The sequence below is a fragment of the Acrocarpospora macrocephala genome (assembly GCF_009687865.1).
Lineage (GTDB): Bacteria > Actinomycetota > Actinomycetes > Streptosporangiales > Streptosporangiaceae > Acrocarpospora > Acrocarpospora macrocephala.
On the sequence record NZ_BLAE01000040.1, the window covers coordinates 1 to 20,810 of the forward strand.

The window sequence follows — 20,810 nt, forward strand, 5'->3', positions numbered from 1 at the left end:
CCGCCCGCGTCCTTGGCCAGATCAGGAACTTCGCTCTCATGCGACTGGCGATATGGCTGTCCAAGAAGGGCAACCGGCGTCACTCGTGGGGGTGGGGTATCAAACAGGTGCTGCTCTCGCCGAGTCACCTGGGTTTGATCGGCCTCGATGGAACCGTTATTCCGCCCAGGCCCTTTCGGGACTGGCGCGGGAAGGCCGAACGCCGACGGTGAAGAACGTCGGTAAGCCGTGTGCGGGAGAACCGCATGCACGGTTTGACGGGCGGGGACTGGAAACGGGCCGCACCATGTGGGACCGCGCCAGTCCCCGACCCTCCCCAATTGCTAGCTGACCAGGGCGTTTCCTTGGTTTAGGCGGGTTCGGTGATGGAACCAGCGAGATCGTGCCTGGTGGCGGCGTCGCCAGTTCAGCCAGCGCGTGGTGTGGCCGGGTGGATGGAAGGGGTGAAGGGCGGCGGCAAGCAGGCGCCTGATCTCCGGGACCGTCAGCGGAATCAGCCCGGGATCGCCGGGAGGGACCTGGTCAGGACGAACCGGCGGTGGAGCCTGGGTATCGGTGCGGTCCCGTAACCGGGCGGCGGTGACGGCGCAGATGGCCAGGGCGGCCATGACCAGCACGATGTGGCGCAGGACCGCGGTGAACAGCCGCGCCTGACACTGGTCCAGCCCGAAACAGTCCTTGCCGAACTCGAAATCCTCCTCAACCGGCCAGCGCAGCCCGGCGGCCCGGATCAGCCTGGTCTTGGTCAGCAGCCGCCCTTCGGGCACGTAGCAGTAGTGGAAGGCCAGCTTGCCGGTCTTGAGATGGCGGCGGACCAGCAGGTGATGACGCGGCGAGACGGTGCCGAACCACGCCCGGGCATACCACCGCTCACCCTTGGAGCCCTTGCCGGCCGAGCGGACCTCCCAGCACCGTTTGCCCTTCTTGTCCTTGGCCAGCTGCTTCACCGCCTGCGCGCAGGTCAGCTTCCTCCCCGCGACCGGCATGAGCGTGAAACTTGAGGCGACCCGCAGCACATAAGCCTGGCCACTGCCTTCGAGGAACTCGCGCAACCGGGTGCAGCCGCCGTAGACCTCATCACCGCAGACGAAGTCGAAGACCAGGCCGTCGGCGTAGGTATCCGCGCACAGGTCGATGGCCAGCTGCCCCTTGGTACGAAACCCCAGGTCCAGCGGCAGGCCCATGACCAGAGACTTCACCGGATCCTCGATGTGCTCTCGCGGTATCCACTGCCGCGCACCGACCAGCGCGTGGCCGATCCCGTCCCGGACATAGGACACGTAAACGGTGTTGACGCCGTTGGCGACCCGGCCCGCGCACCCCATGTACTGGCGCTTCACCCCAGCCGTGGACTCGCCTTATGACGAGCACGCGGTAATGCCGATGGGGCTTGTGTTGCTGCATGTAGCTCTTGGTGCCACTGCGCGATGGTCGTGATAATTTCTGGCGGTTCGGGCGTCATGATCGACGGTGTGTGCCGTCTTGTCGGTGAGTGTCATCGACAAGACGGAGGCTTTCATGGGCCGGATCGTGGTGGAGGGGCCGCTGGCTCCGTTCACGGATGGGCTGCGCCGTTACCTGGCCGGCGGAGGGTACGCGCTCGATACGGTACGCGATCACGTTCATCTGCTGGCCGATCTGAGCGGATGGCTGTCGGCACGGGACATGGCAGCCGCCGATCTCACCGAGCGCGCGGCTGAGGAGTTCCTGCTCGCACGCCGTGCTGCCGGTCGCCGGATCGGGGTGTCGGAGCGGGCGCTGGCCCCGACGTTGAGGTATCTGCGTAGCGTGCAGGCCACGCCGCAGCCCGCCGCTCGTGTTCCGGCGGGGTTCGAGGAGGTTCTGCTCGCGCAGTATCGGCGTTATCTGGAGGGCGAGCGGGGGCTGAGCGAGAGCACGATCAAGCACTATCTGCGGTGCGCGAGGGTGTTCTTGGGGTGGCTGCCCGGCTCGAAGAGGGCCGAACCGCTGACCGGGCTGTCGGCAGGCCGGGTCACCGGTTACGTGATGGAGTGGGCGCGGCGCCGGGAGGGCATGCCGCCGGACATGGTGACGCTGCCGGCGTTGCGTTCGTTCCTGCGTTTCCTGCACGTGGCCGGGTATGTTGCCGATCTGTTGGTGGGCGCGGTTCCTGCTGGTCGGGCCCATCCCGGGCGGTTGGGGGTGCCGCGGGCCGCCAGCGGTGAGGGCATCCGCGCCGTTCTTGCCTCATGTGACCGCGACAGCGCGGTCGGGCGTCGGGACTACGCGATCGTGCTGTCGCTGACGCGGCTGGCGTTGCGCGGCGGTGAGGTCGCGCGGCTGGAGCTGGACGACGTCGGCTGGCGAGCCGGGCAAGTGAGCATCCGCGGCAAAGGCGGGCGGGTGGACGTCCTGCCGCTGCCTGGCGACGTCGGCCAGGCGTGGGCCGACTATCTGCTGCACTCGCGACCGAAGACTGTCTCCACCACGTTGTTCGTGACGATGGTCGCGCCGTTCGGCGCGTTGGCGACCTCATCGGTCACTCAGGTGCTGACTCGGGCCTGCGCCAGGGCCGGCGTCACCAGGTTCGGACCGCACCGGATCCGGCACGCCGTGGCGTGCGGCCTGCTGGATTCCGGGGCGTCGATGGAGGAAATCGGCCAGTTGCTGCGGCACGCCCAGGAACGCACCACGGCGATCTACGCCAAGGTCGACCAGGCCCGGCTGGCCGAGCTGGCCCGGCCCTGCCCGCAGGGAGCAGCCCGATGACGATCCCGATGACGATGCGGGCCCACGTCGAGGACTACCTGGCCATGCGCCGGTCGCTGGGCTACCAACTGCATGGCGAGGGCCGGATGCTGCTGGCCTTCGCCGATCGGCTCGATCAGGCCGGACAGCGCACCATCACCGTGTCGGCGGCGCTGGCCTGGGCGAGCGAGCCGACCAACGCCTCGCCCGCGCATTGGAGTCGCAGACTCACCGTGGTCCGCGTCTTCTCCCGCCACCTGCACGCGCTCGATCCGACCTGCGAGATCCCTCCAACCGGCCTGCTACCAGCCCGCTCCCATCGGCCGATGCCGTATATCTACACCGGTCAGGAGGTCGCCGCGCTCGTCCACGCGGCCGGCACGATCGCGGCACCGATGCACTCGGCCACCTGCCATGCCGTGATCAGCTTGATCACCGCGTGCGGACTACGGCTGGGCGAGACCCTCGCCTTGGACCGCGCCGACGTCGATCTGAGCACCGCGACGATCACCGTGGTCGGCAAGAATCAGCAGACCCGCCGGGTCCCGCTCCATTCCAGCACCGCACACATGCTGGCCCGTTACGCCGCACGGCGTGACCGGCTCTGCCGCTCACCGGCCTGCGACAGCTTCTTCCTCACCGCCACCGGGCACCGGCCGCTCCAAAGGGGTCTGCAAGAGAGCTTCGCCAAGCTGCTGGTCCTGGCCGAGATCCCCACCCCCGCAGGGCGGCGACGCCCCAGGATGTCGAGTCGGCCCGGGGCGCGGTTTTGGTGTTGCCACCAGCCCGTTTCCCCGAACCGCTCGCCGAACCCGCCGTACCGATCTCTCGGTAACGGGCTCTCCACGGCGTCTGCCGTCAAGCGGGGTTCGTGGTAGGCCATGGGGATGGGATCTTGTTGCCCCGGTAGGTGTAGCGGGAGACTGTCACCCTCTCGATCCGGAAGAACTCGATGCCGCCCGCCGCGATGCGCCACCGCCCGGTGGCGGCGGTCAGATGACGGCGGAGTTGACCCCAATTCCAGCGGTGGCGCGCCCTCAGCAGGTGGGCGAGTCTCCAGAAGGTGAAGTCGTCCAGCTTGCTGAAGGTGTGTTTGGCCACGGCGTGTTTGAAATAGCTGGCCCAGCCCCGCATGATCTGGCCGAGCTGGGTCAGAATCGAGGCGAGGTCCCACTGCGATGTCTTGTGTGTCAGGGTACGGATCTTCGCCCTCAGCGTCCGGACGGGCCGGTCGGCGATGAAGGTGTAGACGTACCACTTGTCCGTACCTCTCTTGCGTTTCCACCGGATGCGGAAGCCGAGAAAGTCGAACCCGTCGCTCATGTGGACCACCTGGGTCTTGGCTGGTGACAGCCGCACCCCCATCGGGGTCAGCACCTGGGCGACGTCTTCGCGTAACGCCTGGGTGTCCTCTCGCGAACCATGCACCAAGATCACGAAGTCGTCGGCGAAGCGGATGATCCGCCACGTCGGCCGACTCTTGGAGCGACGGTAGGCGCGTTTGCCCGAGGTGGACATCGGTCCGTCGTTCTTCCACGGTGCCATCACATGCTCATCGAGCGCGGACAGCGCGATGTTGAAGATCAACGGGGACAGGATGCCCCCTTGTGGCGTGCCGGTATGGCTGTCTTGGTACTCACCGGCTTCGGTCAGCACCCCGGCCTTGAGGAACGCCTTGACCAGCGCCAGCACTCGCTTGTCCTTGACACGTGCCCGCACCCGATCCATAGCGAAGGAGTGTGACAGGTTGTCAAAGGCCGCCTCGATGTCCGCATCCAGTACCCAGCGGTATCCTCGGGTGCCGAAGTGGTGGATCTCAGCGATCGCGTCGTGTGGCCGCCGCCGGGGCCGAAACCCGTAGGAGACCGGCTCAAAGTCGGCCTCGAAGATGGGCTCCAGCACCAGTTTCAGCGCCGCCTGAACGACCCGGTCCGCAAGGCGAGGAATACCCAGCACGCGGACCTTTCCCGACCCGCCCGGCTTGGGGATCTTGCGCTCCCGCACCGGCAACGGCCGAAACGAGCCGTCCTTCACAGCAGCCCGCAGATCGTCCAGAAACCCGGGAACTCCCAGCCGCTCTTCCACGCCGGCGACCGTCAGGCCATCGACGCCGGGAGTGTTGGCGCCCCGGTTACCCGCGACCCGGTCGAACGCCATGATCAGCGTCGCCGGGTCGTACACGAAGTTGAACAAGTCATCGAACCGGCGGCCTGGATCGGCCACCGCCCAACGGTGAAGCTTGGCCTGCATCTCCGATACTCGCCGCCGCGGCCCCATCGGGACCTCATCCGGCCAGGCGTCCCCATTCGGGGGCGCGTCTTTCGGCATTACAGCGTCCTTCCCTTCTCGAAACCGCTGCCGCCCTTCCCCATGTGCGCGGGCTTTCCCCGGCTCGGAGTACTACGGCGGCTCCGCCCCGTCCCGGACCGATCGGCGGTCGATGCGCCCAGCCCCGCCGACCCCGCTGGCGACGGGCGGCAGGGCAAGATCCGAGACGGTTCCCGTGTTCACAGTGATTCGCTCGATGAAGTAGGAGCCCGACTATGCCCCTGCGGCCTCGCTGCGAGTACGCCGCAGTCCTTCCTCGCAGCCTCCCTGGCAGCTCATGCCCACCACCGCGGGAGTTCCCCGCCCAGACTCAGACGGGTGCGCGCCGCTCCCGGCCCTGATCCACCAGGTTTCGAGCCGGTGTCGCATAAAGGGGATGTCACACGCCGGTTCCTCGCGTACTCCTCTCCATCCCGCTTGCCGGACCCGTACCATCTGGCAGTACTGGCACGTCCCGGCTTTGTCAGGGCTGCTCCCGCCCTCCCCGGCATCACCCGGCTCAGGCTGCCCTCAGCTCCACCGCCCCGCTGCGACGAGATCAGCGGCGAAGGTCTCTCACCTCCACTCGAACCACTGCGCCTCACGGCGCACTCACGACCTGCGCCACACTTTCGCGGTCAACACCTTGATCGGCTGGTATCGCTCCGGTGTCGACGTTGCCGCCCGCCTGCCGGTCCTTGCGGCCTTCCTCGGTCACTCCGGGACCGAGGCGACCTACTGGTATCTCCAGGCCACACCCGAATTGCTCGCCCTGGCCGCGCAGCGGCTGGAACACCACAACCAGGATCGATCATGACCGGGCTGGCACCCATCATGGAGGCGTTCTTCACCGACAGGCTGATGACCCAGCAGGGCGCCAGCCCGCACACGATCGCCTCTTACCGCGACACCTTCAAACTGCTGCTCGGCTACCTCCACGCCCGCACCGGCAAACTGCCCGCTCGCCTGGACCTCACCGACCTGAACGCCGCCGTCATCGGCGACTTCCTGCAGCACCTGGAAACCGACCGGGGCAACAGCGCCGCCAGCCGCAACACCCGCCTGGCCGCGATCCACTCACTGTTCCGCTACGCCAGCCTGCAGGCTCCCCAGCACGCGAACCTGATCAGCCGGGTCCTGGCCATCCAGACCAAACGCACCACCACGACCATCGTGACCTACCTGTCCCGCACCGAACTCGACGCCCTGCTCACCGCCCCCGACCGCACCACCTGGCACGGACGCCGCGACCACGCCCTCCTCGTCCTGGCCGCCCAGACCGGGCTCAGGGTCTGCGAACTCACCGGCCTCACCATCGCCGCGCTTCATCTCGGCACCGCGGCCCACGTCTACTGCCGCGGCAAAGGCCGCAAAGACCGGTGCACTCCACTCACCACCCACACCAAGCAGATCCTGTCCGGCTGGCTCGACGAGCGCCGACCGGCAGCCGACACCGATCCGCTGTTCTGCACCCGACCCGGAGGCGCGTTGTCGCACGACGCCGTTGAACGCCTGATCAAGAAACACGTCGCCGCTGCCGCCGAAAGCTGCCCATCTCTACAGGCCAAGACCGTGACACCACACACGCTGCGGCACACAGCCGCGATGGAACTCCTCCACGCCGGTGTCGACATCACCGTCATCGCTCTCTGGCTCGGCCACGAGAGCCCCACCACCACCCGCATCTACCTACACGCCGACATGGCCCTCAAGGAGAAAGCCCTTGCCCGGACCACCCCACCGAGCACCACTCCCGGCCGCTACCAGGCCCCAGACACCCTCCTGGCCTTCCTCGACCAACTCTGACCCCGCCACACAACACCGCGAGCAGGTAACGTCTCCCCAGCTCCAGCCCCTGTCATCGGCATTACCGCGCGCTCGTCATAACGCGGATCGTTGGCGTTCGGCAGTGGTTTGACTCCTATGCCAGCAGCCATTCCAGAGCGGTCGGAAAACGCTGGGTCCACCAGTAGTGGTCGTGGCCGCCGATCCACTCCTCGTGGCGTACTCGCCCGCCGATCCCGGCCAGCCGCCTGGCCCATTCAGCGGAGGCCGAGCGGAAGCCCGGTTCCAGCGTGCCCGCGCCGAGGTAATGGCGGCCCAGCGTGTGCACCTCGGCGGGCGGCGGGATGCCGGGACTCAGCGCGGCCACCCCGGTGAATACGTCGGGCCGCCGCTGTGCTGCGGTCAGCGCCCACACCGCGCCGTTGGAGTAACCGCCGCTCATCCAGTGCCCCGAGGCCGGAAACCGCTCCTCCGCCCAGGGAATGACCTCGTCGACCACGAACGCCAGATGCGCCGCGAATCGATCCGGGTCCGCGTCGGGCAGATATTCTCGCGCTCGCGGGTCCGGATATGCCCCGGCTCCATGATCGCTATCGATCCCCACCAGTACGACCGGCGGAAACTTCCCAGCCAGGATCGCCGGTTCGACCGTTCGCGCGAAGAGACCCACCGACCCGCCATCCGCCACACAGCACGCCGGCACCAGACCGCCACCGATCGGCGGCCGATAGAGGGTAATGGCCCGGGGCCGCCCCGCGAACTCCACCTCATGCCGCTCCACCGTACCGACCAGGGCCTGCGCGACCGGCCGAGGCTCAACCGCCTCCGGCCCATGCCAGCGCACCTCATCCATGGCGGTACGGCTCCCCCCGACACACGGGACGATGTCGATAACCGCCTCATCCAACCGGCGGATCCGAAGTGAGGTCTCCCACAGATCGTCGGTCCCTTCCACCAGCCAGAGCCGCGGCCGAACACCACCGATCAACTCAACCCGCCGCGCGGCCCCCCGCCACACCACATGCAACACGTCATCCTCGGCCCACACCGCGAGACCATCGTCCCCAAGACGTTTGCGCAGTGAGTCCGGATCGCGGGGAGTCCACACCCGCATGACATTGACACCCTCAGGGAGCGCGCTGTCGTACCGCTCAGCGGCCTCACGACGCTCCACGTCCACGGACTGAAACTAGAGCGCCACCGAGTCCCCGTAAAGCGTTATTTGGGCGTTTCCCCCAACGGATACGGAAACGGTACGCAAAGGAGCGTGTACAGCGGGTTCCGATCGATGGAATGTCGCTCTACGCCCACAGGGGATCGTGAAGCGTTCCGTCGGGTCGGTCGTTGCAGGGCCTACTGCGTTCACCATCGAACTGGCCTGCCCCACGAAAGTGATCACTGTTGAGGTCGTCTTGCCCCATTCGTGGAAAATTACACATAGTGAACCCCTTCTCTCCTAGAGCCGTTTAAGCTGTGGCCTGCCAAATTCGCCAGGTCATATGGGAGAAGGTTGACGCATGAAAAAGAAGTTAACGCTAGCTCTCGCTGTAACTGCGTTGGCGCTCGGGGGAAGTGCCACGGCCGCCGCTTCCACGTCGAGCGGCACACCACAGGCCGCAAACCAGAACAACATTCCGGATGACATCAAGGTGCCGGCGGGCAACAAGCGCATCGCCGTACTCAAGGCCGTGGGCGTACAGATCTACACGTGCACGAACGGGACGTTCACCTTCAAGCAACCAGCAGCGAATCTCACCGACAACCACGGCAGATCCAAGGTGATCCACAACGGCGGTCCGACGTGGACCGACCTCTCTGACGGATCTTCGGTCGTCGGCGCAGTTGACAAAGCCGTTCCCGACCCCAAGCAGAAGGCGATACCGCAGCTGTTGCTCCACGCTGCCTCGAACAGCGGCGGCCTGGACAGCGACCTGGGTGGCGTGACCTTCATCCAACGGCTCAACACCCGCGGTGGTCTGGCCCCGACCGGCCCGTGCACCGAGGGTACCCAGCTCGGCGTGCGGTACTCGGCGGACTACACGTTCTGGGTCAAGCAGTAGACCAACCGCTGCTGCCCGGGACCGCCGGTCCCGGGCAGCAGCGCCCTCCCACGCTGAAGTTCCGCACCAGTCGGTAAGGCCCCGAGCGGTTCCTCCATGGCGTGATCACGCCCGCTGTTCGGAGGTGGCGCCAGCTCCGGCGGCCTCGATCAAGTCGCTCAGAGTCTCGATCGGCATCGAACCCGGTTCCCGACGTTCCCGGGCGAAGCGGTTGGCCTCCCGCTGCAGGACGACGTTGGCCGGGGTCGGGATGCCGTGTAGGCGGCCGAGTAGCGCGATCTCCCCGTTGATGAAGTCGGCTTCGATTGTGCCGCTGGCCTTGGCGAGGCTTTGCCAGGAGGAGCCGCCTAGGCGGGGCATGCCGTCGATGGCGACCAGGTCGGCTCGATTGCCGCGTTTGTTTTGTTCCTCCTGAGGGGTTGCGTAGCTGATTCCGGCCGCGTTCAGGGCTGCGCGGCCTTCGGCTACCGCTTGTGTCATCACTGTTTCGCGGCCGGGGCCGGGGCCGCACAGGGCTTCGATGGAGTTGCCGAGGTTGCCGAGGAGTTTGGAGTATTTCCAGCGCATGATGTCGGGGTCGGGCCAGCTGGTGAAGACGCTCTTGTTCAGGGCTTCGGCTACCTGTTCGGAGAATTCGTCCACACCCTGGGGATAACGTCCGAGGGGCAGCATGCCGGAGAGGGGTGCGCCGTACGCGGCCACGGTGCCCGGGTCCAGGTGGAGGGCGGGGAGCCAGACGAGCATGCCGTACACGCGGGCGAAGTGGCGGAGTGCGGCGCGTTCGTTTTCGACGGCGTTCTGGGCGCAGATGATCGGGAGCCGCTCGGCTGCGGTGCCGCCGCCGCGCACCGGCGCGCCTGACCACAGGTCCAGGGCGGCCGTCGTGTCCTGGGTTTTCACGGCTAGAAGGAGTACGTCCTCGGGGGTCAGTTCGACGTCTTGCGGGCCTTGGGCGGCGGGGATGGGGAGAGTCGCGGAGCGGTCGGGGGTGACGAAACGGAGCCCGCCGTCGCGCAATGCGGAGTAGTGGGCGCCGCGGGCCGTCAGCACGACGTCATGGCCGCTCTCGAACAGTCGCCCGCCGATGGTCCCGCCGATCGCCCCGGCTCCGATGATGATGAAGCGCATATATCGATCCTTTCAGGCCGCGTATCGCGGGCCCTCGGGTAGCCTCCGGAATCATGCTCTACGTGACGGCGATCGTGGCTCGCGCGGCTGGTTCCAGTGATGAGGAGGCAGTGCTTCTGCTGGAGACTCCGGATCCTCGTGGGCCTGTCATGATGCCGTCGCTCGCGATGGAACTCGGGCTGGATCCTGCGCCTGGGGCTGTGACGCAAGAACCCATTGGGTTCCGGGTGCAGATCGGTTACGAAGAGGTGGCAGTGGAGTTGCCGGATGGGCGGACGTTCCATCAACCTGTTGGCGGAGAGTGGATCCATACTGCTGGGGTACGGCGGAGAGTGCTGGTCGCGGTGGGTTACGAGGCGGGCGCGCTCGGCTCTGGGCAGGTTGCGTACGCGCTCGTGCCCCTCTAGAAGTGGGCAATTTCGGTCTACCTAAATATGCTGGCGAACGGAAAACTTCGCCCTGCTTACGGAAAGGAACGTTATGTACAAGGAGTTCGCGGTCGAGGTCGTCATGTGGCTGATCCCCGTCGCCATCCTGCTGGGCATCGCGATCCTGGTCACCAAGACGGCCTGACCTACACCAACTCCAGCCGGTAGTCGCCCGACGGGCAGCCGGAGATCCGCCAGCCGCCGGGAACCCTGCGGGAGGCGACGCTGGAGATGCCGGTGGACGCGATCGCGGGCCGTTCCGCCCCGGGAACCCAGACGTCCAGGTCGCAGCGGCCGTTGCCGCCGGTTCCCGCCAGGCGCAGGCCGCGGCGTTCGGTGCCGGACCAGAGCGCGGTCAGCCGTCCCGGCGTGGCCCGGGGATAGGCCCGGGACAGCACGGCGGGTCTGTAGCCGACCCGGAAAGCGCCTCCGACCAGGCCTTCGTCCTCCGCGGAGGCGTAGCCGCTCGGCTCGCTCGACCACTCGCCGATCCACAGGGCGGCGTCGTACCGCGAGGCCATGCGCGCGGCCTGGGCGAGTCCCCGCCGGGCCGAGACCAGGGTGGAGCGCGTGGGCGGGTGGGGCGCGAACACCAGGTTCGGATCGGCGCTGAAGCCGGGCGGCGGGGCGGCGTCGAAGCCCAGTTCGGCCCAGAGCACGCTGGGCTGGAAGAAGATCAGGTGGGCGAAGCCGCGGGCCGCGCGCTCGGCGGCCCTGATCGCTGTGATGGCCTCGGCGTAGTCCCGGCCGAGCAGCAATGACGAGGTCAGCGGGGGTTGTTCCCCGGTGGCCGGTTCGTCCATCAGGTCGAACCCGGCCACGGCCGACGCGCTCGCGAACTCGGCGGCCAGCCGTCCCCAGGTCGCGTACAGGCCGGTGGGGGCGCGGTCCTGGCGCAGGTTGAGCACGGTGTAGAGGTCGTGCGCCTCGGCCCAGCCGACCGCCTCCCTGATCCTGGCCAGATAGCCGGTGTCCCAGACGCCGGGGGTGGGTTCCAGCCGCGACCAGGAGATGCCCAGGCGGGCGACGTTGGCGCCCTGCTCGGCGAGGTCCCGGAAGTCGTCCCTGGTCAGCGGGAGTTCCACATTGGCACCGCGCAGTAGGACCTGGCGGCCCCGGCCGTCCACGATCGCGGGCGCGGACACCGACAGCCGGGGGAGTTCGTCCGCCGTGGTGGTGGCCGCGACGGGGAGCGGCGATGGCAGCGGGTCGACCGTGAGCAGGCTGAGCAGGGCCATCGTGGCGACGGCTGGTTTGATCATCCGGGGGGCGCGCAGGGACGCGGGAAGGGCGATCAGGGCGATGGCGGCGACCAGGCCGATCGTCGCGCCGTACGAGACGCCGAGGGAGAGCCGGAGCAGGGCCGCGGGGATCGCCCACAGGTCGGAGCCCAGGTCGTCGACCGGGTCGGAGGCGAACAGGGCGAGCAGGCTCTGGGCCGCGCCCAGGCCGAGGCCGCCGCAGACGCAGGCCAGCCAGCCGCCGACGAACGTCGGCAACCTGCTCTGGCCTCGGGCCAGCCGGGGGGCGGCCACGTGCACGACCGCCAGGAACACGCCCAGGCCGGCCAGCCCGCCGACGACTCCGGCCTCGGCGGTGGGGGCGATGAACCACCAGCCGTCGCCGAAGGCGTACCCGAGGGGGGAGTGGGTCCACCAGGCGCGGCTGAGCAGCAGCAGGCCGCCGACCCCGGCAAACGCGGCCATGACCGTCAGTTCAGGCACCGGCCTGGTAGCGGGGCCGGGCTTCTCGCGGCGCAGGATCAGCCACGCGGGGATGGCGGCAGGCCAGCCGAGCAGGCCCGCGTAGACCCCGGTGAACCCCGTCGACCAGGCCACGAACCGGACTGTCGACCAGGCGGGCACCGTGCCGATCACGCTCACCAGCGAAGCAGCGAACCGGGCGACCATCGCCGATAACACCAGAACACCCAATGTCACGAAAAATCCGGACTTGCGGCGCAGGAGGATGATGCATCCGGCGGCGAATCCGGCCAGCCATAAGGGCAGGTAGATAAGCATGGACCCCAGCCGGTAGCTGCCCGGATAGGAGGACAGATCCACCACTTTGGAAGGGTCCAGAGCCACCCCGGCCAGCAGCAGCAACGCCAGCACGATCGTTCCCGCGCGGGCGGCGCGAAAGGCGGGGGTCGTCCTCATGGTGCTCCCGTAACGCGAGAAGTATTCATGTCTACTGGCTGACGCGTTTCATCGGCAAGCCCCGAGAAGATCCAACCAGTCCGCCCGGCTTTCGCCTAGGCCGTTCCCGCAGGTAACCCCCGCCACTTACTGCCCAATACCCACCAATTCGGACCGATCCATGTATTTCGGTCACATGCCTACAAAAGTGTCACTGCGTTGCAATATTGATCAACTGGAATTGATCATGTGATACTGCGCCAGTGATGTCGCTGGTGTCCAAAAAGGTAACTAAGGCGACAGACGGTACGTGAGACGGATGGCACAGGAGGTTGTCGACAAACTACTGACAGTGGTCCCCTGACCGGGCTAACAGTCCACATTCCGCAGCGGTGGTGCACGACACGGTGCCCGCCTCTTGGACCGTTTCAAGCGCCCATCCGCCGGGACCGCTTGTGCTGATCGTCAATGTGGGGAGCATCCGCGATGTCCGTCGACCTAACCGCGAGGCCAGCGAAACAGGCAAGGCTCATCCGATTACACCGTCTCCTCCCGAAGCTGATGCGAGACCCCGTGAACGGGCTCGCGGAGATCGGGATGGCCACGGGTGGGGAGATCGTCCGTCTCGATCTCGGCCCCTTCCGTCCCTACCTGGTCACCCATCCGGATCACGTGCAGCACGTCATGAAGGGAAACTGGTCCAACTACCTGCGTAAGGGCATGTTCTGGAGGCCCCTCGAACGGCTTCTCGGCAACAGCATTCTCGGTGAGGGCCCAGGCTGGGACTCCAGCAGGAAGATCTTGCAGCCGCTGTTCACCGCCAGGTACGTGGCCGCGCTCAGTGAGGACCTGGCTGACACCATCAATGAGGGCTTCGAGGCGCTCAGGCCGCACGAGAAGAGCGGCGAACCCATCGACGCCGGCGTCGAGATGGCCCGGGTGGTGAACAAGGCCGTCATCAAGGTCCTGTTCGGAAGCCGGATCTCCGACCCGGACGCGGAGCGGGTGGCCCCCGCCTATACAACGGCGGCCACCTCCATCGCCTTCCGGATGTTGTTCCCCTCGGCGCCCTACTCGATCAGGGTGCCCGGCGACCGGCGCTTCCTAGCCTCGATCAAGACGATCGAAGAGGTCATGTTCCCCGTGATCGAACAGGCCCGCAGGGAACGGAGCGAGGGCAAGGACATCGTGTCCGCGCTGTGCCAGGCGCGCGACGAGCAGGGAGCCGAGATCAGCATCCAGCAGATGCGGGACGACCTCGTCAGCATCTACGGCGCCGCGTCGGAGACGACAGGGATGGCGCTCACGTGGCTCTGGCCCATGCTCGGGGAGAACCCGGAGGTCGAGGCGAAGCTCCGGGAGGAGATCGATCGTGTCGTGGGCCGCGATCCCGTACGCCCCTCGCACCTGCCCCACCTGACGTACACCAAGATGGTCCTCCAGGAGTTGCTGCGGCTCTATCCGTCTGGCTGGATGCTGCCGAGGTTGGTCGGGACGGCCGAGGAACTCGGGGGTGTGCGCATCAAGGCGGGCTCGCAGGTGCTCATCAGTCCCTATGCGACCCACCGCCTGGAGTCGTTCTGGGACCGCCCGCTCACCTTCGATCCGGAGCGGTTCTCGCCGGAGAACCAGGAGCGGCGGCATCGGTATGCCTACTTCCCGTTCGGTGGCGGCCCGCACCTCTGCCTCGGCCAGCATCTCTTCTATATCGAGGCGCCGCTCATGGTGGCGGCCATCCTGAGCCGCTACCGGCCGGTGATCGTCAACCCTGGCCCGTTCAAACCTCTTCCGGCCCCGTCCGTACGGCCCAGCCGGAAGGTCGAGATGGCACTGCTGCCCATCGAGCGGGCGTGACGCCATGACCCAGCAGGACTTCGGCGTCGATCAGATCGCCGCCGCGGCAGAGCATGGACGGATCTGTGCTCTTGCCGCGGACTGCCAGCGTGACCTGCAGAAATGCGCGGCTCGCTATCCGGAGCTGCTCCCCGGCAGCCCGTTCGATCCGCGATTCTTCAGCACGGTTTCGCTCGCCAACGCGTTCGGCTCGCCCTGGCTCCCCGCGGATCGGCTGCGCATCGCGAACCGGACTTGCCTGTGGATTTCCGGAGCCGACTGGATGGTGGACTATCTCGCCACGTCACGCGATGAGATCCAGGCGATCGTGCGCGGCTGTCTGGCGGTCGCCCACGGCGCTCCAGCCGACACCCCGCTCTCCAGGTTTCTGGCCGACCTGAGGGATGACCTGCGTGACGATCCCGCCTCCGCGCCCGCTTTCGCGGTCCTGGAACCGGTCTGGCGTGAGGAACTGGAGCGGTATCTGAGTGCCGAGGCGAGGGAGTGGGACTGGAAGAAGGGATCGTCTCGGCCGGATGTCGAGGAGTATCTGGAGAACTCGGACAACTTCGGGACCTCCTTGGTGAACGTCTGGCACTGGATCTTCACCAGCTCACCCGGCTCCCTTGCCCACCTGGACGAACTCCGCGCCGCCAGCCGGAAGGTGGGTCACGTCCTGCGGTTGCTGAACGACCTTGCCAGCGCCGAGCGCGATCTCAAGTGGGGGGACATCAACATCCTGACGCTGGGCCCCGGCCGTGCTGACGTGACCGCGCGGATCGCCGAGTTGATGGCGGAGTGCCGGACCCTGATCAGGCCGTTGAAGGACAGCTGCCATCAGGAGGCTGTCTACCTGGAGCGCCAGCTTGGGTACAGCACCGGGTTCTACGGGATCACCGACTACTGGGGGGAGGTATGAGCATCCACGAGCTGGCGTCGCCGACGACGGACGGCGCCGGGGAACTTCTCCAGGGTCTCATGGCCCGCCCATGGGGCCAGTCCTCACCGTCGATCTACGAAACGGGCCGGCTGGTCACGCTCACCCCATGGCTGCTCGGCCATGCCGAGCGAGTCGAGTTCCTGCTCGCCAGCCAGGGCGCGGATGGGGCGTGGGGTGCGCCGGACGGGTACGGCCTGGTGCCCACGCTGAGCGCGACCGAGGCCATCCTCGCGGTCCTCCACCGGGGTGACGCGTATCTGGACCGTGCGGTGCTGGAGGAGTCCGTCACCCGCGCGCTGGGAGTGCTCTCCCGCTGGCTGAACGAGCCGGGAACCTCCTACCCGGACATGCCGGCGATCGAGCTCATCGTCCCGTACCTCATCTCTCTCATCAACGAGCGGGTCACCACCCCTCTCCCGATCCCGGAGGAGATGAGCTCCCAAGCCCTGGCGGCGATTCGCGCGCGGCTGGCGTCGGGAGTGGACGTGCCGGAAAAACTCCTGCACGCGCTCGAAGTCGGGGGCGACGCGGCCAGCGGCGCTCCCGCCGTGCACGCCACCCCGATCGGGACGGTCGGGGCGTCACCGGCCGCCACTGCCGCCTGGCTCGGTGATCGAGGTCTCCTCGACGCGGCCCACCCCGCGCGCCGGCACCTTGAGGCGGTCGCCCGGCGGCACGGCGGCCCGGTCCCCGTGGGCATGCCCATAACGATCTTCGAGCGTGGCTGGGTGCTGAGCTGGTTGACGCGCGCGGGCGTGCCCTTCGACGTCCCACCGGAAATGGTGGCGGATCTCCGGGCGGCGATCGGCCCGGCCGGCGCCTCGGCGGGAGTCGGGCTGCCCGCGGACGCGGACACGACCGCGGTCGCTCTCTACACGCTCGCGGCGCTCGGCGAGCCGTACGACCCGGCGAGCCTCTGCGGCTACGAGACCGACACCCATTTCTGCACCTGGCCCGGTGAGCAGGGCTTCTCCGTCAGTGTCAACGCGCACGTGCTGGACGCCTTCGGGCTGTACGTCCTACGCCGCGGCGAAGCCGCACCCGACTACTACCGGACGGCCAGGCAGAAGCTGGCCACGCTGTTGCGCGACCATCAGCGGCCGGACGGGAGCTGGACCGACAGGTGGCATGCCTCCCCGTACTACGCGACGGTCTCGTGCGCGCTCGCGCTGGACGATTTCGGTGGCGAGTCATCCGCGCCCGCCGTCCAGCGGGCCGTCCAGTGGGTCCTGGACACCCAACGGCCTGACGGTTCCTGGGGCAGGTGGAGCGGCACTCCTGAGGAGACCGCCTACGCGATCCAGATCCTGTTGTTGAGCGGGGATTCGCGCCACGCTGATGCGGTGTCCGGCGGTTACGCCTACCTCGAGGAGGATGCTCCCGACGGCCCGGCGCTGTGGCACGACAAGGATCTCTACCTGCCGTTCGCCATCGTCCGGGCGGCGGTTCTGGCGGCGCGGCACCTCGCCGCGCGCTTTCTGGGCACTCCCCCGACTCAAGGTCAGATATGGGTCTAATAGTCAGAAAAAGGGCAATAAGGCATTTATAGCTACAAAGATGGGACACCTTGTCCTTTGCGGGCGGTGCGCCTTGAGTGGCTTTCGTGGTGTTGCTAGGGTTCCCCGGGTGCCGTCAGTCACAGGCCGCAGGCTCCTCACGGCGGTTGGTCACTGGTAATCGCCGCGAAACATTCCAGGCGTCTCTCGTGAGATTTGCAGGGTGAAATCTATGCGTTTCCGCAACTCCCGTGTGCGCGCCAAGGTCGCTGCCATGCTGGTGTCCTTGGCCGCGCTCTGGGCCTTCGCGGCCTGGGTGACACTACGAGAGGGCGTGAACCTGGTCGGCGTCGCCTCGCTTGACAGCAGCGTGGCGGCACCCAGCGAGCCGCTCCTCGTGGAACTCCAGAAGGAACGCCGGCTTTCGATGGTCTACCTGGGCAGCGGCGGCCGCCAGCCCAGCAATGGACTGGGCGCGCAGCGGGGACGGACCGATACGACGCGAGCGGACTACGAAGCGTTGGCGCGCGAGGGCCGCGACGGCTTCTACTCCGACGCGGGCAAGAAACGAGCCATCGGCGACACCTTTCAAAAGGTGACCAGGCTGGCGTCCCTCCGAAAATCGATCGATGACGGGCGCATTGGCCGCGTTCAGGCGGCCGAGGAGTTCACCGATATCATCGAGTCCTTCTATCGGATGTACGACTCGCTGGCGACGCTCGACGACGAAGCCTTCGCGCGGGACACCCGAACCCTGCTCGGCCTGAGCCGTGCCCGCGAGACCCTGTCGCGTGAGGACGCGATGCTGACCGGCGTCATCGCCGCAGGGCGGTTCAACAGTGATGAACACTCCCAGTTCGTGCAGGTCATGGGCGTTCAGCGGTTCACCACGGCGCAGATGGTCGTCCAGCTGCCCGACGGAGATCGCCAAACCTTCGAGAAGATGCTCGAGGATTCCGCGTTCAGCCGGTTGAGAGCACTGGAATCAACCGTCGCGCAGAACGGGCGGGCGGGACTCGCCCCACCCGTCACCGCTGAGCAGTGGCAGTCGGCGACCGAGTCCGCTCTGGCGGAGATGCAGAAGACGATCCTCACGGCGGGGGACGGCCTGGTCGAGCGAGCCACCCCGATCGCCGTCGGTGTGGTCGTGCGGCTGGCCCTGGCCGGTGGTCTCGGGCTGATCGCGGTCATCGCGTCGGTGATCCTTTCGATCACCACCGCCCGCGCGCTCGTCCAGCAGCTGGAGAAGCTGCGCACGGCCGCGCTCGAACTCGCCAACGAGCGCCTGCCCAGCATCGTCAACCGGCTCGCCCACGGCGAGAAGGTGGACGTCGCCGTCGAGGCGCCGCCGCTGGAATTCGGCGCCGACGTCATCGGCCAGGTCGGCCAGGCCTTCAACGCGGTGCAGGAGACCGCCGTCAGAACCGCCGTCGAGGAAGCCGAACTGCGGCAGAGCATCCGCGACATTCTGCTCAGCCTGGCTCGCCGTACCCAGGGTCTGGTGCACCGCCAGCTCACCCTGCTGGACGTGATGGAGCGGCGGGAGAGTGAGCCGGAGGAGCTCAACGACCTGTTCCGGGTCGACCACCTGGCGACCCGCATGCGCCGCAACGCCGAGAACCTGATCGTGCTCTCCGGCGCGAGCCCCGCCCGCGCCTGGCGCAACCCGGTCCCCATGGTGGACGTGGTGCGCGGCGCGCTCGGCGAGGTCGAGGACTTCACCCGCGTCACCATCATGCCGATGGGCCAGGTCGAGCTGACCGGCCGGGCCGTCGGCGACGTCATCCACCTGCTGGCCGAGCTGGTCGAGAACGCGGTCTCGTTCTCGCCGCCGTACACGGTGGTGCAGGTGGCCGGGCAGATGGTGGCCAACGGGTACGCGCTGGAGGTGGAGGACCGGGGTCTGGGCATGTCCGCCGAGGACCTGGCCGCGGCCAACCAGCGCATCCTGGAGCCGCCGGAGTTCAACCTGTCCAGCACCGCCCGGCTCGGCCTGTTCGTGGTCAGCCGCCTGGCCGAGCGCCACGGCATCCGGGTCCAGCTCAAGGCCTCCCCGTACGGCGGGACCACCGCGGTGGTGCTGCTGCCGCGCGAGCTGGTCGTGGAGGACGAACTCGTGATGATGAGCTCGGGCCTGGTGGACGCTGACCCGTTGGGCGCGCCCGAGCTGCCGAGGATGGCCGTGGTCGCCCAGCAGGGGCGGCACACCGACCCGCTCGACCGGGCGCCGGAACCGCCCCGGCAGCAGCCGCTCGCGGCCCCGGTGGCGACACCGGTCACCCCGATCGGGGAACGCCGCCGCCCCGAGCTCGTGCCGGACACTCCCGACATCCCGCGTGTCCCGGAGGCTCCCGTGCCTGAGTCGTTCACCCCGTCCGGGCTCCCCTTCCGGGTGCCCCAGGCGAGCATCGCCCCGTCCCTGCGGGACCGGCCGGTCGAGGATCTGCCTGAGGATGAGGACGATGATCGTTCTCCCGAGGATATTCGTAAGATCATGGGGTCGTACCAGTCTGGTACCCAACGTGGAAGGTCCGAGGCCGCAAGGATGCTCGGACAAAAAAAGGACGATGAGGACTACCGATGATGACCGCATCCGCTGACCTGGCCTGGCTATTGGACGATCTTGTCGGGCGGGTCCGCGAGGCTCGGCACTGCATCGTTCTCTCCACCGACGGCCTGCTCATGGCGTCCTCCCGCGGCCTGGCCGTGGAGGACGCCGAGCACCTGTCCGCGGTCGCGGCCGGTGTACAGAGCCTGGCGCGCGGCATCTCAGAAAGGTTCGAAGGCGGCACGGTCCGGCAGACCATCATCGAGATGAAGTCCGCCTACCTGCTCGTCACCGTCGCCGGCCAGGGCGCCTGCCTGGCCGTGTTCTGCGAGGAATCGGCCGACATCGGCCTGGTCGCGTACGAGATGGCCATGCTGGTCACCCGCGTCGGCCAGTACCTCACCTCGCCCGCACGGACCGTAGCCTCTTCTACCAGGAGCGACCCGTGAATCCTGATGACGCCCTCTATGACGAGCAGGTGGTCCGGCCGTACGTGATGACGCGCGGCCGCACCGAGGCGCGGGCCAAGCTGGACCTCATCTCGCTGGCCGTGACCATCCGCCCGGCCACCGGGGTCGAGATGGGCCTCGACCCGGAACATCTGAAGATCGTCCGGCTGTGCAAGCGGCCGCTCTCGGTGGCGGAGATCGCGGCCCACCTGGACCTGCCGGCCGGCACGGTTCGGGTGCTCCTCGGCGACCTGCTGGACCGGGGTTTCATCGCGGTCCAGGAACCGCAACCCGAGGTGGACGTGCTCGACGAGAGAATGTATAGGGCGGTGCTCGATGGTCTCCGGGCCCTCTGACGGCAAGAAGATGCCCGTCCCGATCAAGCTGCTGATCGCGGGCGGGTTCGGGGTGGGCAAGACCACCATGGTGGGCGCGGTCTCCGAGATCAAGCCGCTGCGCACCGAGGAGACCCTGACCGACCGCAGCGTGGGCGTCGACGACCTGTCCGGCGTGGAGTCCAAGAACACCACCACGGTCGCGATGGACTTCGGCCGGATCAGCATCGGCGACGACTTCGTCCTCTACCTGTTCGGCACGCCCGGCCAGGAACGTTTCTGGTTCGTCTGGGACGAGCTCGCCCGCGGCGCCCTGGGCGCGGTCGTGCTGGCCGACACCCGCCGCCTGGCCGACTGCTTCCCCTCGGTCGACTACTTCGAACGCCGCGGCACCCCGTTCATCGTCGCCGTCAACTGCTTCGACGACGCTCCTCGCTACGACCTGGACGAGGTCAAACTCGCCCTCAACCTGGGCCCCGACATCCCGGTCCTGCTCTGCGACGCCCGCCGCCGCGACTCCGGCAAGGAAGTCCTCATCGCCCTGGTCCAGCACGCCTACGGCCGCCGCCCGATGGCGAAGGTGTGAACACCGGTGCTCGGATAAAATTCCCGATCAAATAGGGATATAGCGGAAGGAGTAATTCTTTCATCCGA

General features: G+C 67.5%; 18 protein-coding genes and 1 pseudogene. 14 read left to right on the forward strand and 5 right to left on the reverse strand.

The annotated features are described in order from the left end of the window. On the forward strand, nt 1-212 hold a 212-nt coding region (locus Amac_RS55430), incomplete at its 5' end, for a hypothetical protein (RefSeq protein ID WP_218041414.1). A 111-nt stretch (nt 213-323) separates the two neighbouring features. On the opposite strand, the pseudogene Amac_RS31900 reads toward Amac_RS55430, so the two are convergent. Then, a pseudogene (locus Amac_RS31900) lies at nt 324-1,358 on the reverse strand (IS701 family transposase); the annotation flags it as partial. A 130-nt stretch (nt 1,359-1,488) separates the two neighbouring features. On the opposite strand from Amac_RS31900, the gene Amac_RS31905 reads away from it, so the two are divergent. After that, the gene (locus Amac_RS31905) at nt 1,489-2,730 is read left to right on the forward strand and encodes a tyrosine-type recombinase/integrase (RefSeq protein ID WP_155358132.1); all 1,242 of its coding nucleotides are present in this window, start codon (nt 1,489-1,491) and stop codon (nt 2,728-2,730) included. Then, nucleotides 2,727-3,587, forward strand: a complete 861-nt coding sequence (locus Amac_RS31910) for a tyrosine-type recombinase/integrase (RefSeq protein WP_155358133.1) — start codon at nt 2,727-2,729, stop codon at nt 3,585-3,587. Before Amac_RS31905 ends, Amac_RS31910 begins: the two co-directional genes overlap by 4 nt. Here the strand turns inward: Amac_RS31910 and ltrA are convergent. Continuing rightward, nucleotides 3,568-4,932, reverse strand: coding sequence for a group II intron reverse transcriptase/maturase (gene ltrA, locus Amac_RS31915; protein ID WP_218041416.1), 1,365 nt, complete (start codon nt 4,930-4,932; stop codon nt 3,568-3,570). The two genes, Amac_RS31910 and ltrA, sit on opposite strands and share 20 nt — an antisense overlap. Nucleotides 4,933-5,662: 730 nt before the next feature. On the opposite strand from ltrA, the gene Amac_RS31920 reads away from it, so the two are divergent. Together Amac_RS31920 and Amac_RS31925 are read left to right on the forward strand one after the other, a co-directional pair. After that, complete coding sequence (locus tag Amac_RS31920; RefSeq protein WP_218041417.1) at nt 5,663-5,833, forward strand: site-specific integrase; 171 nt, start codon at nt 5,663-5,665, stop codon at nt 5,831-5,833. Beyond that, the gene (locus Amac_RS31925) at nt 5,830-6,822 is read left to right on the forward strand and encodes a tyrosine-type recombinase/integrase (protein ID WP_155358135.1); all 993 of its coding nucleotides are present in this window, start codon (nt 5,830-5,832) and stop codon (nt 6,820-6,822) included. Before Amac_RS31920 ends, Amac_RS31925 begins: the two co-directional genes overlap by 4 nt. Before the next feature lie 115 nt (nt 6,823-6,937). Here Amac_RS31925 and Amac_RS31930 read toward each other — a convergent pair whose 3' ends face one another. Next, nucleotides 6,938-7,981, reverse strand: a complete 1,044-nt coding sequence (locus Amac_RS31930; RefSeq protein ID WP_155358136.1) for an alpha/beta hydrolase — start codon at nt 7,979-7,981, stop codon at nt 6,938-6,940. A 337-nt stretch (nt 7,982-8,318) separates the two neighbouring features. Here Amac_RS31930 and Amac_RS31935 point away from each other — a divergent pair, with 337 nt between their 5' ends. Continuing rightward, a complete protein-coding gene (locus Amac_RS31935) occupies nt 8,319-8,861 on the forward strand; it encodes a DUF3455 domain-containing protein (RefSeq protein WP_155358137.1) in 543 nt (180 codons plus the stop codon). A 105-nt stretch (nt 8,862-8,966) separates the two neighbouring features. Here the strand turns inward: Amac_RS31935 and Amac_RS31940 are convergent, their stop codons facing one another. Then, nucleotides 8,967-9,989 carry a ketopantoate reductase family protein gene (locus Amac_RS31940; protein ID WP_155358138.1) on the reverse strand — a complete coding sequence of 341 codons (1,023 nt, stop codon included), beginning with the start codon at nt 9,987-9,989 and terminating at the stop codon, nt 8,967-8,969. A 53-nt stretch (nt 9,990-10,042) separates the two neighbouring features. On the opposite strand from Amac_RS31940, the gene Amac_RS31945 reads away from it, so the two are divergent. Further along, complete coding sequence (locus Amac_RS31945) at nt 10,043-10,396, forward strand: hypothetical protein (RefSeq protein WP_155358139.1); 354 nt, start codon at nt 10,043-10,045, stop codon at nt 10,394-10,396. Between the two features lie 167 nt (nt 10,397-10,563). Here the strand turns inward: Amac_RS31945 and Amac_RS31950 are convergent, their stop codons facing one another. After that, nucleotides 10,564-12,576 (reverse strand): cellulase family glycosylhydrolase, encoded by a 2,013-nt coding sequence (locus Amac_RS31950; RefSeq protein ID WP_155358140.1) that lies wholly within the window; start codon nt 12,574-12,576, stop codon nt 10,564-10,566. Nucleotides 12,577-13,116: 540 nt separating this feature from the next. On the opposite strand from Amac_RS31950, the gene Amac_RS31955 reads away from it, so the two are divergent. The 7 genes from Amac_RS31955 to Amac_RS31985 all read left to right on the forward strand — a co-directional run bounded on the left by Amac_RS31955 (nt 13,117) and on the right by Amac_RS31985 (nt 20,742). Further along, on the forward strand, nt 13,117-14,409 hold the full coding sequence (locus Amac_RS31955; RefSeq protein WP_170322767.1) for a cytochrome P450: 1,293 nt from the start codon (nt 13,117-13,119) through the stop codon (nt 14,407-14,409). Nucleotides 14,410-14,413: 4 nt separating this feature from the next. Next, nucleotides 14,414-15,307: a terpene synthase family protein gene (locus Amac_RS31960; protein ID WP_155358142.1), complete on the forward strand. Its 894-nt coding sequence runs from the start codon at nt 14,414-14,416 to the stop codon at nt 15,305-15,307. After that, complete coding sequence (locus Amac_RS31965; RefSeq protein WP_155358143.1) at nt 15,304-16,845, forward strand: prenyltransferase/squalene oxidase repeat-containing protein; 1,542 nt, start codon at nt 15,304-15,306, stop codon at nt 16,843-16,845. The genes Amac_RS31960 and Amac_RS31965 overlap by 4 nt, the downstream gene beginning before the upstream one ends. A gap of 211 nt (nt 16,846-17,056) precedes the next feature. Then, complete coding sequence (locus Amac_RS31970) at nt 17,057-19,408, forward strand: sensor histidine kinase (protein WP_155358144.1); 2,352 nt, start codon at nt 17,057-17,059, stop codon at nt 19,406-19,408. After that, complete coding sequence (locus Amac_RS31975; protein ID WP_373869911.1) at nt 19,405-19,821, forward strand: roadblock/LC7 domain-containing protein; 417 nt, start codon at nt 19,405-19,407, stop codon at nt 19,819-19,821. Before Amac_RS31970 ends, Amac_RS31975 begins: the two co-directional genes overlap by 4 nt. After that, nucleotides 19,818-20,177 carry a DUF742 domain-containing protein gene (locus tag Amac_RS31980; protein ID WP_246268861.1) on the forward strand — a complete coding sequence of 120 codons (360 nt, stop codon included), beginning with the start codon at nt 19,818-19,820 and terminating at the stop codon, nt 20,175-20,177. Before Amac_RS31975 ends, Amac_RS31980 begins: the two co-directional genes overlap by 4 nt. Then, entirely contained in the window at nt 20,158-20,742 is a 585-nt protein-coding gene (locus tag Amac_RS31985) for a GTP-binding protein (RefSeq protein ID WP_155358145.1), read from the forward strand. Before Amac_RS31980 ends, Amac_RS31985 begins: the two co-directional genes overlap by 20 nt. The last annotated feature ends 68 nt before the right edge of the window (nt 20,743-20,810 follow it).

Bases quoted from the DNA above. Each gene is read 5' to 3' on its own strand.
- Amac_RS31985 (WP_155358145.1), top strand. From the start codon at position 20,158: ATGGTCTCCGGGCCCTCTGACGGCAAGAAGATGCCCGTCCCGATCAAG.
- Amac_RS31910 (WP_155358133.1), top strand. From the start codon at position 2,727: ATGACGATCCCGATGACGATGCGGGCCCACGTCGAGGACTACCTGGCC.
- Amac_RS31955 (WP_170322767.1), top strand. From the start codon at position 13,117: ATGCGAGACCCCGTGAACGGGCTCGCGGAGATCGGGATGGCCACGGGT.
- Amac_RS31950 (WP_155358140.1), bottom strand. From the start codon at position 12,576: ATGAGGACGACCCCCGCCTTTCGCGCCGCCCGCGCGGGAACGATCGTG.
- Amac_RS31960 (WP_155358142.1), top strand. From the start codon at position 14,414: ATGACCCAGCAGGACTTCGGCGTCGATCAGATCGCCGCCGCGGCAGAG.
- Amac_RS31940 (WP_155358138.1), bottom strand. From the start codon at position 9,989: ATGCGCTTCATCATCATCGGAGCCGGGGCGATCGGCGGGACCATCGGC.
- Amac_RS31970 (WP_155358144.1), top strand. From the start codon at position 17,057: ATGCGTTTCCGCAACTCCCGTGTGCGCGCCAAGGTCGCTGCCATGCTG.
- Amac_RS31925 (WP_155358135.1), top strand. From the start codon at position 5,830: ATGACCGGGCTGGCACCCATCATGGAGGCGTTCTTCACCGACAGGCTG.
- Amac_RS31945 (WP_155358139.1), top strand. From the start codon at position 10,043: ATGCTCTACGTGACGGCGATCGTGGCTCGCGCGGCTGGTTCCAGTGAT.
- Amac_RS31965 (WP_155358143.1), top strand. From the start codon at position 15,304: ATGAGCATCCACGAGCTGGCGTCGCCGACGACGGACGGCGCCGGGGAA.
- Amac_RS31935 (WP_155358137.1), top strand. From the start codon at position 8,319: ATGAAAAAGAAGTTAACGCTAGCTCTCGCTGTAACTGCGTTGGCGCTC.
- Amac_RS31975 (WP_373869911.1), top strand. From the start codon at position 19,405: ATGATGACCGCATCCGCTGACCTGGCCTGGCTATTGGACGATCTTGTC.